Consider the following 13,876-nt stretch of genomic DNA (forward strand, 5'->3'; position numbering starts at 1 on the left):
GTCTGATAAATTGTTAAAGAGCAGTGCCGCTTCGCTTTTTCTCAGCGGCGCGGGGTGTGCATATTACGCCATCCCGCTACGAAGTCAAGCATTTAATTTCGCTTTCTTCGCCGGAGTTCTCAGTGGAACCCCGCTGACCCGGCGGCTTGTAATCCGTTGTTCCGTGTCAGTGGAGGCGCATTATAGGGAGTTATTTCAGGCTGACAAGGGGAAATTTGAAATTATTTACTGAGTGCGTATTTTTTATTCTTTCCGTTTATTTTGGCAACGTTTTGTTGGTTAGTTGGGCTATTTCCCGCGCAAAACCCGCTACCTGTTCCCAGTCGGTATAGATCACTTCTTTCTTCGTATCCGTTTCACCACCTGACATCTTCATAATCAGTTGGATCATGACACGGTCATACCAACGATAACGAGGATAAAGCAAAGCACCCGCGATCACCGCACTGCGATCTGGTCGCCACGGAGAGCTCATCAGAAACTTACGCGCATAACTATTAGTTTGCGGTGTGCGTTTTTCCGGTTTGCGGGCAACCAGGTTAACAGAGTAAAACGCACTCGGCATTGTATTCAGTTGCGTGGCATGCTTTTTCACAAACTCCTGAAATGCAGAATGGTAATGGCCATAGCGAATTGATGCGCCAATCACCACGCTGTCATAATTTTTCCACTCAGGCTCTTCGGTACGATGCAAATTCATGACATCTGCCCAGACACCCAGCTCTTTAAGTTCAGAAGCCAGATACTCAGCGATTTCGCGCGTTTGTCCGTCCCGGGAAGAAAAAAGAATCAGTGTTTTCACGTGTTACTCCATTATTCACGCCAGAAAGTAGGGGTAAAGAGCACCAGCAGAGTAAAGACTTCCAGACGACCAAACAGCATGTTGGCAATCAGGATCCATTTCGCCACCGGGTTCATGCTGGCAAAATTGTCGGCAACAACCCCGAGCCCAGGCCCGAGGTTATTCAACGTCGCCACTACGGAGGCAAACGCAGAGAAGTCATCCACACCAGTCGCAATAATTGCCAGCATACTGATAATAAAGACCAGCGCATAGGCAGAAAAGAAGCCCCATACCGCTTCAAGGATTCGTTCCGGCAACGCACGGTTGCCTAACTTAATGCTATAGACCGCATTAGGGTGAACCAGTCGCTTCAGTTCGCGGTTACCCTGTTTAAACAGTAATAGGATACGAATCACCTTCAAACCACCGCCCGTTGACCCGGCACAGCCACCAATAAACGCAGAACACAGTAGCAACACCGGCAGGAACAACGGCCAGCGAGCAATACTGTCTGTGGTAAATCCGGCAGTGGTCGCCATCGATACAACCTGGAAAAATGCCTGGTTGATTGTCGTAAGCGCCGAACCGTATGTATTGTGTATCCACAGCACCAGCGTACAAACGGCCACCAGTGTTAACTGCACTCCGATAAACATGCGGAATTCAGGGTCGCGCCAATAAACCTTCAGGCTGCGTCCACTTAGTAAAGAGAAGTGCAAACCGTAGTTACAACCGGAGATCAGCAAGAAGATAGCGATAATGGTGTTGATGGTAGGGCTGTCGAAATAGCCCACACTGGCATCGTGTGTTGAAAAGCCGCCGATGGCAATGGTGGCAAAGCTATGGCCAATAGCGTCAAAGGCAGGCATCCCGGCAAACCACAGCGCCAGCGCACACGCAACCGTCAATAGCACATAGATGAGCCACAAGGTTTTCGCAGTTTCGGCAATACGTGGGCGCATTTTGTTATCTTTCAGCGGCCCCGGCATTTCTGCACGATAGAGCTGCATCCCACCCACGCCAAGGATAGGCAGGATAGCTACCGCCAGGACGATGATCCCCATACCACCAAACCATTGCAGCATCTGACGATAAAAGAGAATGGCATGCGGCAGTGAATCCAACCCCACCAGCGTCGTCGCCCCCGTGGTGGTTAACCCGGAGAAGGATTCAAAAAAAGCATCGGTGATCGTGAGGTTCGGGCTCTCTGCGAAAATAAACGGTAGCGCACCCACGCTGCCCAGCACAGTCCAGAATAAGACGACTATCAGAAACCCTTCACGGGATTTCAGCTCGCCCTTCTCCTTACGGTTCGGCCACCACAACATGGAGCCAATCGCCAGGGCAACAAAGAAAGTTTGCGTAAATGCACGACCCGCACCATCACGGTAGATAAGTGCTACCAGTCCGGGGATGATCATCGTCCCCGAAAATAAGATGACCAGTAGTCCAACGATTCGGGTGATGGCGCGAAAATGCATCTCTGCCGCTTCCTTAGTTCTTTAAAATGAGGTGGGGATTATTCTTCAATCGCTAACAATTGCAATGAACCACGACTAAAATCCGCCAGCTTTGCTGAAAATTCATCCACTTTCGCAAAAGGAAGCGCCACCCTGAGCCGAACAAAAGCCTGGTAATCACTGGCGACGACTTTACCGTCAAACTGCCCCAGCAAGGCTTCAATACCTGCCAATTGGCCGTACTCACACTGCAAAGTATATTCGGTTAATGGCGTCTTGCGCTGTGTCGTCAACTGACGCAGCGCCTGATTTACACCACCACCATAGGCTTTCACCAGCCCGCCGGTGCCAAGAAGGATACCGCCATAGTAGCGCACGACCACAGCGGTAATTTCACCAACGCCGCTCCCCATCAGTTGTGCGAGCATCGGCTTTCCTGCCGTACCCGCCGGTTCACCATCGTCTGAAAACCCCAGCTGCTGCGAGTCATTCGGCGCACCCGCCACCCACGCAACACAATGATGACGGGCATCCGGGTGTTCCGCTCTGACTGACTCAACAAACGCTTTCGCCGCTTCTACACCGTCCGTATGGGCAAGTAACGTAATGAAGCGGCTTTTTTTGATTTCTTCAACGACGCTAACCGGCGCCGCAGGGATTAACCAACTGTCCATTACGCCAGTTTCAAATCCCGCGTCATGTTTTCAATATTGCTCTCGTGGACAACCACGTTATCTTCAATACGAATCCCGCCGAAGGGCTTCAGCGCTTCAATTTTCTGCCAGTTGAAGTGCTTGCTGAATTTCCCTTCACGCCACGGGGCGAGCAGCGATTCAATGAAGTAGATACCCGGTTCGATGGTCAGAACCATGCCCGGCTGCAGCACACGGGTGCAACGCAAGTAAGGGTACTTCGACGGCGCGGCAAGGTGTGTGCCCGTGTCATCCTGCATGAAACCGGCAACATCATGCACCTGCAGACCCAGCGGGTGACCGATACCGTGCGGCATAAACGGTCCAGTGAGATCATTTTCCACCATCGCCTCTTCACTCATGTCGGTGATGATTTGATGTTTACGCAGCAGCTTCGCAATACGCTGATGGAACTGAATGTGATAGTCCACATAGCTGACACCCGCTTTCATCGTCGCGATGAGCGCCAGCTCTTCGTCGTTAACGTCTTTCACCAGCTGTGCATAGTCGTTGTCGCTTTTCGCCGACCAGGTACGCGTCAGGTCTGCTGCATAACCGTTATATTCCGCCCCCGCATCCAGCAGGAAGCTGCGGATTTCGGACGGAGCCTGATGATCCAGTTTGGTATAATGCAGCACAGAGGCGTGTTCATTGAGCGCGACGATATTGCTGTACGGTACGTCGGTATCGCGGTGACCGGTCGCGGTCAGGTAGGCGAGGTTGATATCAAACTCGCTCATCCCAGAACGGAACGCTTCTTCCGCGGCACGGTGCCCACTCACCGCCATTTTCTGCGCTTCACGCATACAGGCCAGTTCGTAATCTGTTTTATAGGCGCGGTAATAGTGCAGGTAGTCGATTACCCCTTTCGGGTTGATGTTGCTGGCCGCGATGTCCAGTTGCAGCGCACGTTCCGGAACCGGACCGATATAACCGATATTGCCGCGTGCAGCAGGCAGTTGGCTACCGATACCCTCCGCTTTAGGCAGCGCAATAATCTCGACTTCTTCCGTCCAGAAGGAGGTCGGCAGCGGCTCTACGTTGTGCCAGTAATCAACCGGCAAATAGAACCACAGTTTTGGCTTATTCACACCATCCACCAGCAACCAGCAGTTGGGAACCTGCGTTACGGGAACCCAGGCTTTAAACTGCGGGTTGACCTTAAACGGATACGGATGGTCGTCGAGAAAAACGTTAACAAGCTCGCCAGAATGAATAAGTAACGCATCCAGCTTGAAGCGAGCCAGTGCATCACGCGTACGTTCTTGTAAGGTAACAATATGATTCTTATAGAGTGCGGCCAGTGATTCCATTTTCTATCCTTCTGTTTTTTTGACCTCAAGTCTCCGCATCTTAGCACATCGCTTTATGACTGCGTGATTTCTGCCGAGCGTGATCGAATCGTCATTTCTTTAATCATTTATTTGCATTTTTTTAACATAAAACACACACTTCGATTCATCTGGTATGACCAGATCACCTTGCGGATTCAGGAGACTGACATGCTTTACAAAGGCGACACCCTGTACCTTGACTGGCTGGAAGATGGCATCGCCGAACTGGTGTTCGATGCCCCTGGTTCGGTCAATAAACTCGACACGGCCACCGTTGCCAGCCTGGGCCATGCGCTTGACGTGCTGGAAAAACAACCAAATTTAAACGGGCTGCTCCTGCGCTCTAATAAAGCGGCTTTTATTGTCGGTGCCGATATCACCGAATTTCTTTCACTGTTCCTCGTTCCCGAAGAGCAGTTGAGCCAGTGGCTGCACTTTGCCAATAGCGTCTTTAATCGCCTGGAAGATCTGCCTGTTCCAACTATCTCTGCGGTAAACGGTTACGCGCTGGGCGGCGGCTGCGAGTGTGTGCTGGCAACTGATTATCGTCTGGCAACACCGGATCTGCGCATTGGTCTGCCGGAAACCAAACTGGGCATTATGCCGGGCTTTGGCGGTTCCGTGCGTATGCCGCGCATGTTGGGTGCGGACAGTGCGCTGGAAATCATTGCTGCGGGTAAAGATGTTGGTGCTGAGCAGGCGCTAAAAATCGGCCTGGTCGATGGCGTAGTGAAACAAGACAAACTGCTTGATGGCGCGATCGCGGTATTACGTCAGGCGATTAACGGCGACCTCGACTGGAAAGCCAAACGCCAGCCGAAGCTGGAACCACTGAAACTCAGCAAAATTGAAGCAGCCATGAGCTTTACCATCGCCAAAGGCATGGTGGCGCAGACGGCCGGTAAGCATTACCCCGCACCGATTACCGCGGTAAAAACCATTGAAGCAGCGGCCCGTTTTGGCCGTGAAGAAGCGCTGAATCTGGAAAATAAAAGCTTTGTTCCACTGGCGCACACCAGTGAAGCCCGCGCGCTGGTTGGGATCTTCCTTAACGATCAGTTCGTGAAAGCCAAAGCCAAAAAGCTCACCAAAAATATTGAGGCACCAAAGCAAGCGGCGGTGCTGGGCGCAGGCATTATGGGCGGCGGTATTGCTTACCAGTCTGCCTGGAAAGGCGTGCCAGTAGTGATGAAAGACATCAATGACAAATCACTGACGCTGGGTATGACCGAAGCGGCCAAGCTGCTGAACAAACAGCTTGAGCGCGGCAAGATAGACGGTCTGAAAATGGCTGGCGTCATTTCAACCATTCAGCCAACTCTCGACTATAGCGGTTTCGAGCGTGTAGATGTGGTAGTTGAAGCGGTCGTCGAAAACCCGAAAGTGAAAAAAGCAGTGCTGGCAGAAACCGAAGAAAAGGTGCGCCCGGATACGGTACTGGCATCGAATACGTCCACGATCCCAATTAACGAGCTGGCCAGCGTTCTCAAACGCCCGGAAAACTTCTGCGGTATGCACTTCTTTAACCCGGTGCACCGTATGCCGCTGGTTGAGATCATTCGCGGAGAGAAAAGCTCGGATGAAACCATCGCGAAGGTTGTCGCGTGGGCAAGTCAGATGGGCAAAACGCCGATTGTGGTTAACGACTGCCCAGGCTTCTTTGTCAACCGCGTGCTGTTCCCTTACTTTGCCGGTTTCAGCCAGTTACTGCGCGACGGTGCGGATTTCCGCAAAGTCGACAAAGTGATGGAGAAACAGTTTGGCTGGCCAATGGGCCCGGCTTATCTGCTGGACGTGGTGGGTATTGATACCGCGCATCACGCTCAGGCGGTGATGTCCGCGGGCTTCCCGCAGCGTATGCAGAAAGATTATCGCGACGCGATTGATGCGCTGTTTGATGCCAGCCGTTTCGGACAGAAAAACGGTCTTGGATTCTGGCGTTATAAAGAAGACAACAAGGGCAAGCCGAAGAAAGAAGAAGACGCCGCCGTTGATGGCTTACTGGCAGACGTCAGCCAGCCGAAACGCGACTTCAGCGACGAAGAGATTATCGCTCGTATGATGATCCCAATGGTCAACGAAGTGGTGCGTTGCCTGGAAGAAGGCATCATTGCCAGCCCGGCAGAAGCCGATATGGCACTGGTTTATGGTCTGGGCTTCCCTCCGTTCCACGGTGGTGCGTTCCGCTGGCTGGATACACTTGGCAGTGCGAAGTATCTCGATATGGCGCAGCAGTATCAGCACCTGGGTCCGCTGTACGAAGTACCAGCCGGTCTGCGTGATAAAGCACGCCATAACGAACCGTATTATCCCCCGGTTGAGCCTGCCCGCCCGGTTGGCGACCTGAAAACGGCTTAAGGAGTCACAATGGAACAGGTTGTAATTGTTGATGCGATCCGTACCCCGATGGGCCGTTCGAAAGGGGGCGCGTTTCGCAACGTGCGGGCAGAAGATCTCTCCGCACACTTGATGCGTAGTCTGCTGGCGCGTAATCCCGCGTTGGAACCCACCGCGCTCGATGATATTTACTGGGGTTGTGTGCAGCAGACGCTGGAGCAGGGTTTCAATATCGCCCGTAACGCCGCACTGCTGGCAGAAGTCCCACACTCCGTTCCTGCGGTTACGGTCAACCGTCTGTGTGGTTCGTCGATGCAGGCGCTGCACGATGCGGCACGCATGATTATGACTGGCGATGCACAGGCGTGCCTGGTGGGCGGCGTGGAACATATGGGCCATGTGCCGATGAGCCACGGCGTTGATTTCCACCCGGGTATGAGCCGTAACGTAGCAAAAGCCGCGGGAATGATGGGGCTGACGGCAGAAATGCTCTCTCGTATGCACGGTATCAGCCGTGAAATGCAGGATGCCTTCGCCGCACGCTCACATGCTCGTGCCTGGGCTGCTACTCAGTCCGGTGCCTTTAAAAACGAGATCATCCCGACTGGCGGTCACGATGCCGATGGCGTGTTGAAACAGTTTAACTATGATGAGGTTATCCGTCCGGAAACCACTGTCGACACGCTGTCCACCCTTCGCCCGGCATTCGATCCGGTCAGCGGTACCGTCACCGCGGGTACCTCTTCCGCGCTCTCCGATGGTGCTGCCGCGATGCTGGTAATGAGTGAGAGCCGTGCTCGTGAACTGGGTCTGACGCCGCGTGCGCGTATCCGCTCAATGGCCGTAGTCGGCTGTGACCCCTCAATCATGGGTTATGGTCCGGTTCCTGCCTCAAAGCTGGCGCTGAAAAAAACAGGACTCTCCACCAGCGACATCGGCTTGTTTGAGATGAACGAAGCCTTTGCCGCCCAGATCCTGCCGTGCATTAAAGATCTGGGGCTGATGGAGCAGATCGACGAGAAGATCAACCTCAATGGCGGGGCGATCGCACTGGGTCACCCACTGGGATGCTCTGGGGCGCGTATCAGTACCACCCTGCTCAACCTGATGGAACGCAAAGACGTGCAGTTCGGTCTGGCGACGATGTGTATCGGGTTAGGTCAGGGTATCGCGACAGTATTTGAGCGAGTGTAATCAAAGCATGCCGGGGGCGCTTCGCTTGCCCGGCCTACGAAAAGTTATCTCAAAGCCATTGGTGCCAGAACAAGGCGGCAAGTGAATGAACCCCGATGAGCTTACGTGTAGTAAGTGATTCGGGTGAATGAGCGCAGCCAACACAGTTATGGTGCCAGTGGCGAAGAGAGAAAGTTTAGTTGCCGTTCTTCCCGCCTGTCAGGGGCGGGTTTTTTATTTCCCTGAACTACCACGTACCACCAACTGCACCGGCAACAACAGATTCTCTTCCGGCTTGCCTTCCAGCAGTAAACGCAGTGCTTCGCGCCCCAGTTGCTGCTTATCAACCGCGATTGTAGTCAGCGGCGGATGTGACCAGGCCGCAGCATCAATATCATCAAATCCTACCAGCGCAAGATCTTCCGGAATACGAATCCCCTGCTGCGCGCAAACCCGTTGAACAACCATCGCCGCCGCATCGTTATAAGCAAAAATGGCATCGGGCGGTTCCGGCAGTCTGAGCAGTTCATTAACCGCCTCGACCAATGATTGTTCGGTATCCAGCAGCGGCGGTGCGATGGCTTCGTACTCTGGAGGCATCAGCAGACGGGCTTCATACAGTGCCCGGCGATAACCCTTTTCACGCTGACGAATACTGTAGTGAGAGAGAGTACTGGCAAGAAAAGCGATACGGCTACGCCCCTGCTCGATCAAGTGTTTTGTCGCCAGATAGCCGCCCTGGGTATTGTCCGGATTGACGCATGGCAAACCTGGAGCCCACAGATCCACCAGCACCAGCGGCAATTTCATCTGTTGCAGCAACCCAAGCAATTCAGGCTCAAAAAATCCGGCGCAGATCAGCGCATCCGGCTGGTGCAGCATCACCTGCTCACTTACCGCATCGCCCGGACCGATAGAGAGAAAGCTCAGCGCAATACCCTGATCACGGCAGGCATCATCAATACCCAGTAACAGCTGCGAGTAAAACGGCAATGCCCGGCTAATATTGTGCTGTCGATGCAACAAAAACAGGACTCGCTTGAGCTTGTCACTGCGCAGGCGGGAAAAATCATAACCTTGCTGTTGCGCCACAGAAATAATGCGCAATCGGGTATCTTCACGCAATCCGGGTTGACCTTTTAGTGCGCGGGATACAGCCCCAACTGAGACGCCGCAGGCTTCGGCGATATCTCTGATTCGTACAGGTTTCGTCATTTCTCTCTCATTAACTCTACACGGTGGCCCGTTGTGCCCCCAGCCATGCTGCACCACGCACACCGCTGCTGTCACCGTGTCGGGCCTGAATAATCGGTGTATGGCACTGTTTACCGAACACGTACTGTGCCACGCGTGCCTGCAAACCCGAATACAGTAATGTGATATTAGAGACCCCCCCTCCCAGCACAATGACATCAGGGTCGAGTGTATTCACAATGCCTGCCAACGCGCGCGCCAGTTGATCACAGTAACGCTCCCATAACAGGCAAGCGTCTGCATCACCCAATTCTACCTGCTGCATGATGTGAGGAACGCTGACATGTTGATGAGTGTGATTCATGTACTGGCGTTCCAGACCACTGCCAGAGATAAAACTTTCAATACAGTTCTGTTGTCCGCAATAACAGGTAACCACCTCACCATCCCGGGACTCATGGTAACGTGGCAATGCATTATGCCCCCACTCCCCTGCACAGGCATTAGGACCGGAGATCAAACGGTTATCAATACACAATCCGCCTCCGCAGCCAGTACCGAGAATTACGCCAAATACCACACTGTGTCCGCGTCCACTGCCGTCCATAGCCTCTGACAGTGTAAAACAGTTAGCATCGTTAGTGACGGGCACAGGCATCCCTAATGCGTGTTCAAGGTCACGGGTAAAAGCCTGCTGATTTAGCACCAGAATGTTGGAATTTTTAATTAATCCCTTGCTGTCTACTGCTCCAGGAACTCCGATACCGACCGACAAAGGTTGGTTAACGGCCTGCATAGCCTTAGCGATCATATCCGTCACGGCCTGGAAAAAATCGCCGTAGCTTTGCCTGGGTGTAGCGCATCGTTCGCGGTAAATAATCTCACCCGTTTTATCAATTACCACCGCTTCAATTTTAGTCCCGCCTATATCCAGTCCGAGCCTCATGGTGACCTCTCCTCTCATTGGCATCTCGCAGTTATGATGCTGCATAGAGTGCCCAATTTGTTTACTAAACAAATAGTGAGATGTCACAAAATGCTGTGATGTCTGCAGATAAACAGAAAAATAGTTTTGTTTACTAAAAATAATACGGTTTTGTAAAGCAGGAGATATGCAAAGATGCTGGGCCAGCAACCGTTATGTGGAAGGTGGGGAATTTATCAATGCGCCGGCGGGGTTCCGGCGCATATCGCTTAAATAAACGCGAACGCGTCGCCAAACAGACGATCTTCACGTGCCTGACGTTCATTGCAGAACAGGTCGCGCGCGATTTTAGCCATCTCGAAACGCCCGGCGATATAAATATCATGTTCCGCCAGAGTGCCGTAATCCTGTAACACCGCCGTTAATACGGTTCCCGTACGACCACGCCAGCCCGTTTCAGGCTGTTCCACTACCGGCTCAACACGCAGGTTCGGATGATTAACTGACAGTGCCTCCAGTTCAGAGAGATCGTAGAGATGTTTCTCTTCTCGTCCGCCCCAGTAAATAGTGATATCCCGGTCTGGATTGCGCGTCAGTGCTGTCAGCAAAATCGAACGTACGTATGAAAACCCTGTGCCGCCAGCAATCAGGATCAGCGGACGATTCTCATCATCACGCAGCCAGGCTTCACCGTGCGGGATATCGACCTTAATTTCCCGATCTTTCAGAATTCGGTCCATAACAGCCATGGCATAAAGATTTAGCTCAGAAGCACCCACGTGCAGCTCAATGAACCCGTGCTCATCCGGCGTAGATGCCATGGAGAACGGGCGTTTATCACGTTCGTCCATCACGACCATTAAATACTGACCAGCACGAAAGGAAAACGCCGCGTCCGGCACTAAACGTACGCGATATACGGTGTCAGTGATAGCTTCTACCGAGGTCACTTTACAGCTTAAGGTTGTCATGCGCTCTCTCTGTCGGATCAATAGGCAAAACGATCGCGCCTCAGGCGCTTTTGCCGTCATTAAAGATGGCTAATTCATCCCAAATTGCGTCAATACGCGCAGTCACTTCAGGATCTTTTTTAATCGGGCGTCCCCACTCTCGTTGGGTTTCACCCGGCCATTTATTTGTGGCATCCAGCCCCATTTTTGAACCAAGGCCGGAAACCGGCGAGGCAAAGTCCAGGTAATCAATCGGCGTATTCTCTACCAGTACCGTATCCCTGGCCGGGTCCATACGGGTAGTAATTGCCCAAATCACATCGTTCCAGTCACGTGCGTTGACATCATCATCGCAGACAATAACAAATTTGGTGTACATAAACTGACGCAAAAATGACCAAACGCCCATCATGACGCGTTTGGCATGGCCTGCGTACTGTTTTTTCATCGTCACCACGGCCAGCCGATAAGAACAACCTTCCGGCGGCAGATAAAAGTCGACGATTTCCGGGAACTGCTTTTGCAGAATAGGGACAAAGACTTCATTCAGCGCCACACCGAGCACCGCTGGCTCATCTGGTGGACGTCCGGTGTAGGTGGAGTGATAAATCGCATCTTCACGCTGGGTAATGTGGGTGACGGTGAAAACCGGGAAGCTATCCACTTCATTGTAATAACCCGTATGATCGCCATACGGTCCTTCCGGTGCCAGTTCACCCGGCTCGATATAGCCTTCCAGAACAATTTCAGCGCTGGCGGGTACTTCGAGATCGTTGGAGATACATTTGACAACTTCGGTCTTAGTGCCACGCAGCAGCCCAGCAAAGGCGTACTCTGATAATGTATCAGGCACAGGGGTCACAGCACCCAGGATGGTCGCTGGGTCTGCCCCTAACGCAACGGAGACAGGGAAACGCTCACCAGGGTGTGCAGCGCACCACTCCTGATAATCCAGCGCGCCGCCACGATGTGAAAGCCAACGCATAATGAGCTTATTTTTGCCAATCAACTGTTGGCGATAAATACCCAGATTCTGTCGCTCTTTATGCGGTCCACGCGTGACGGTGAGTCCCCATGTAATTAGCGGCGCTGCATCTTCCGGCCAGCAGGTCATGATCGGTATACGGTTTAAATCAACGTCATCGCCTGAGGATATTTTTTGCTGACAAGGCGCACCGCGTAGCCGTTTGGTCGGCATGTTAAGCACCTGCTTGAACTGCGGCAGCTTATCAAACAGATCGCGGAATCCTTTCGGCGGCTCCGGCTCTTTCAAAAACGCCAACAGCTTACCAACTTCCCGTAGTGCTGAGACATCTTCTTGCCCCATCCCCATGGCGACACGCTTCGGAGTGCCAAACAAATTGCACAGTACCGGCATTGAATAGCCTTTTGGATTCTCAAACAACAGCGCAGGCCCACCAGCACGCAAGGTGCGATCGGCAATTTCAGTGATCTCCAGATGGGGATCCACTGGAAGCGTAATGCGTTTGAGCTCGCCCTGCTGTTCAAGCTGCGTCAGGAAGTCGCGTAAATCGTGATATTTCATGGCGTCCATTTTGGCCTCTTTGTAAGCGCCTCATTATACGGCGTTCATCATTGTGATGCTGTATTTTTGTTAAATTAGCGTGAACTCTGGCAACCAACACCGATGAGGCTTGAAAGATGAAGTGTATAATGACTTTTGCTATGCTTGCGCTCAGAACAAGCGGATAAGAGTTATTATGCAAGCCTGGTATTTACTGTACTGCAAACGCGGGCAACTTCAGCGTGCCCAGGAACACCTGGAAAGACAAGCAGTAAACTGTCTGACGCCAATGATCACCCTGGAAAAAATGGTGCGTGGTAAACGTACCACAGTCAGTGAGCCACTTTTCCCTAATTACATGTTTGTCGAATTCGATCCGGAAGTGATCCACACCACGACCATCAATGCGACGCGTGGCGTCAGCCATTTTGTACGTTTTGGGGCAACGCCAGCCACCGTCCCCTCTCCCGTCATTCACCAGCTTTCTATCTACAAGCCCGAGGGGATTGTAGACCCGGAAACGCCACATCCTGGCGACAGTGTCATTATCACTGAAGGGGCATTTGAAGGGTTGAAGGCGATTTTCACCGAACCCGACGGCGAAGCGCGTTCCATGCTCCTGCTTAACCTGTTGAATAAAGAGATTAAGCAGAGCGTGAAAAATACCGGCTTTCGAAAGATATAAACAGACTCAGAAAGTCACTTCGAATAACGTTCTGACGTTGGCATCAATCGCCGTTGATAGCCACTGAGGGTCTTCCCCGCGCCAGTGCGCAATACGCTCAAGAATATGCGGCAGGTGCGCAGGTTCATTGCGCCGGGAAGTCGGCTTCACGGCCAGATCGCGTGGGAGTAAATAGGGAGCATCTGTTTCTATCAGCAGCCTTTCCACCGGGATAAAAGGCAGTAGCTCCCGTAGTTCCATACCCCGACGCTCATCGCAGACCCATCCGGTAATCCCGATATAAAGCCCTCTGTCCACGCAGTCCTGCATCTCCTGGCGCGAGCCAGTGAAACAGTGCAGCACTGCACCAGGGAGGCTGTCCAGCCAGGGTTCCAGCAGCGTCAGAAAACGTTCGTGGGCATCCCGACAATGCATGAAAACAGGCATCTGCAATTCGGCGGCAATACGCAATTGCGCCTCAAAAGCCCGTTCCTGTTCCTGTGGAGTGGAGTAATTACGATTAAAATCCAGGCCGCATTCACCAATGGCGACCACTTCGGACTGGTTCGCCAGTGCAATAATTTCCGCCTCTGTTGAGGATTGCCATTGGCTACTGTCATGCGGATGGACGCCTGCAGTGGACCAGCAATGTGGATAATGCTGTGCCAGCTTTAGCGCCTGCTGGCTTTCATGCAGGTTTGTTCCGGTCAGAAGCATGCCGTTTACACCGGCAGCAAAAGCGCGTGCTACAACCTCATCCCTGTCTTTCGCAAATTGTGAACTGGTTAGATTAACGCCAATATCAAACATGCTTCCTCCCATATGACAACCGCCCTTA

The 13,876-nt window shown here is 52.6% G+C and carries 13 protein-coding genes; 4 read left to right on the plus strand and 9 right to left on the minus strand.

Annotation, left to right across the window (positions count from 1 at the left end):
* The coding region (locus QMN38_RS22610) for a hypothetical protein (protein ID WP_323606097.1) at positions 1-232 on the plus strand (232 nt) is incomplete at its 5' end.
* Between the two features lie 24 nt (positions 233-256).
* Here the strand turns inward: QMN38_RS22610 and hemG are convergent.
* From hemG to pepQ, 4 genes are read right to left on the minus strand one after another with little or no spacing between them, the layout of a single operon-like run.
* Positions 257-802 carry a menaquinone-dependent protoporphyrinogen IX dehydrogenase gene (hemG, locus tag QMN38_RS22615; protein WP_271441036.1) on the minus strand — a complete coding sequence of 182 codons (546 nt, stop codon included), beginning with the start codon at positions 800-802 and terminating at the stop codon, positions 257-259.
* Positions 803-813: 11 nt separating this feature from the next.
* Positions 814-2,265 carry a Trk system potassium transporter TrkH gene (gene trkH / locus QMN38_RS22620; protein ID WP_003017848.1) on the minus strand — a complete coding sequence of 484 codons (1,452 nt, stop codon included), beginning with the start codon at positions 2,263-2,265 and terminating at the stop codon, positions 814-816.
* A 38-nt stretch (positions 2,266-2,303) separates the two neighbouring features.
* The gene (locus tag QMN38_RS22625) at positions 2,304-2,918 is read right to left on the minus strand and encodes an IMPACT family protein (RefSeq protein ID WP_271441035.1); all 615 of its coding nucleotides are present in this window, start codon (positions 2,916-2,918) and stop codon (positions 2,304-2,306) included.
* Positions 2,918-4,249: a Xaa-Pro dipeptidase gene (gene pepQ, locus QMN38_RS22630; protein ID WP_271441034.1), complete on the minus strand. Its 1,332-nt coding sequence runs from the start codon at positions 4,247-4,249 to the stop codon at positions 2,918-2,920. Before pepQ ends, QMN38_RS22625 begins: the two co-directional genes overlap by 1 nt.
* A gap of 189 nt (positions 4,250-4,438) precedes the next feature.
* Here pepQ and fadB point away from each other — a divergent pair, with 189 nt between their 5' ends.
* Together fadB and fadA are read left to right on the plus strand one after the other, a co-directional pair.
* Positions 4,439-6,628, plus strand: coding sequence for a fatty acid oxidation complex subunit alpha FadB (gene fadB, locus QMN38_RS22635; RefSeq protein WP_323606099.1), 2,190 nt, complete (start codon positions 4,439-4,441; stop codon positions 6,626-6,628).
* A 9-nt stretch (positions 6,629-6,637) separates the two neighbouring features.
* Positions 6,638-7,801 carry an acetyl-CoA C-acyltransferase FadA gene (gene fadA, locus QMN38_RS22640; protein ID WP_323606101.1) on the plus strand — a complete coding sequence of 388 codons (1,164 nt, stop codon included), beginning with the start codon at positions 6,638-6,640 and terminating at the stop codon, positions 7,799-7,801.
* A 213-nt stretch (positions 7,802-8,014) separates the two neighbouring features.
* Here the strand turns inward: fadA and QMN38_RS22645 are convergent, their stop codons facing one another.
* From QMN38_RS22645 to ubiD, 4 genes are all read right to left on the minus strand, one after another.
* Positions 8,015-8,995: a LacI family DNA-binding transcriptional regulator gene (locus tag QMN38_RS22645; protein ID WP_323606102.1), complete on the minus strand. Its 981-nt coding sequence runs from the start codon at positions 8,993-8,995 to the stop codon at positions 8,015-8,017.
* Positions 8,996-9,011: 16 nt separating this feature from the next.
* Positions 9,012-9,920 carry an ROK family protein gene (locus QMN38_RS22650; protein WP_323606103.1) on the minus strand — a complete coding sequence of 303 codons (909 nt, stop codon included), beginning with the start codon at positions 9,918-9,920 and terminating at the stop codon, positions 9,012-9,014.
* Positions 9,921-10,168: 248 nt separating this feature from the next.
* Entirely contained in the window at positions 10,169-10,870 is a 702-nt protein-coding gene (gene fre, locus QMN38_RS22655) for an NAD(P)H-flavin reductase (RefSeq protein ID WP_271456909.1), read from the minus strand.
* 40 nt (positions 10,871-10,910) lie between these two features.
* Positions 10,911-12,404: a 4-hydroxy-3-polyprenylbenzoate decarboxylase gene (ubiD, locus tag QMN38_RS22660; protein ID WP_040230095.1), complete on the minus strand. Its 1,494-nt coding sequence runs from the start codon at positions 12,402-12,404 to the stop codon at positions 10,911-10,913.
* A gap of 166 nt (positions 12,405-12,570) precedes the next feature.
* On the opposite strand from ubiD, the gene rfaH reads away from it, so the two are divergent.
* Positions 12,571-13,059, plus strand: coding sequence for a transcription/translation regulatory transformer protein RfaH (rfaH, locus tag QMN38_RS22665; protein WP_286629749.1), 489 nt, complete (start codon positions 12,571-12,573; stop codon positions 13,057-13,059).
* 6 nt (positions 13,060-13,065) lie between these two features.
* On the opposite strand, the gene tatD is transcribed toward rfaH, so the two are convergent.
* On the minus strand, positions 13,066-13,848 hold the full coding sequence (tatD, locus tag QMN38_RS22670) for a 3'-5' ssDNA/RNA exonuclease TatD (protein ID WP_137383147.1): 783 nt from the start codon (positions 13,846-13,848) through the stop codon (positions 13,066-13,068).
* Between the last annotated feature and the right edge of the window lie 28 nt (positions 13,849-13,876).

The organism is Citrobacter sp. R-1.5.2, assembly GCF_035064245.1.
In the GTDB taxonomy this organism is placed as follows: domain Bacteria; phylum Pseudomonadota; class Gammaproteobacteria; order Enterobacterales; family Enterobacteriaceae; genus Citrobacter.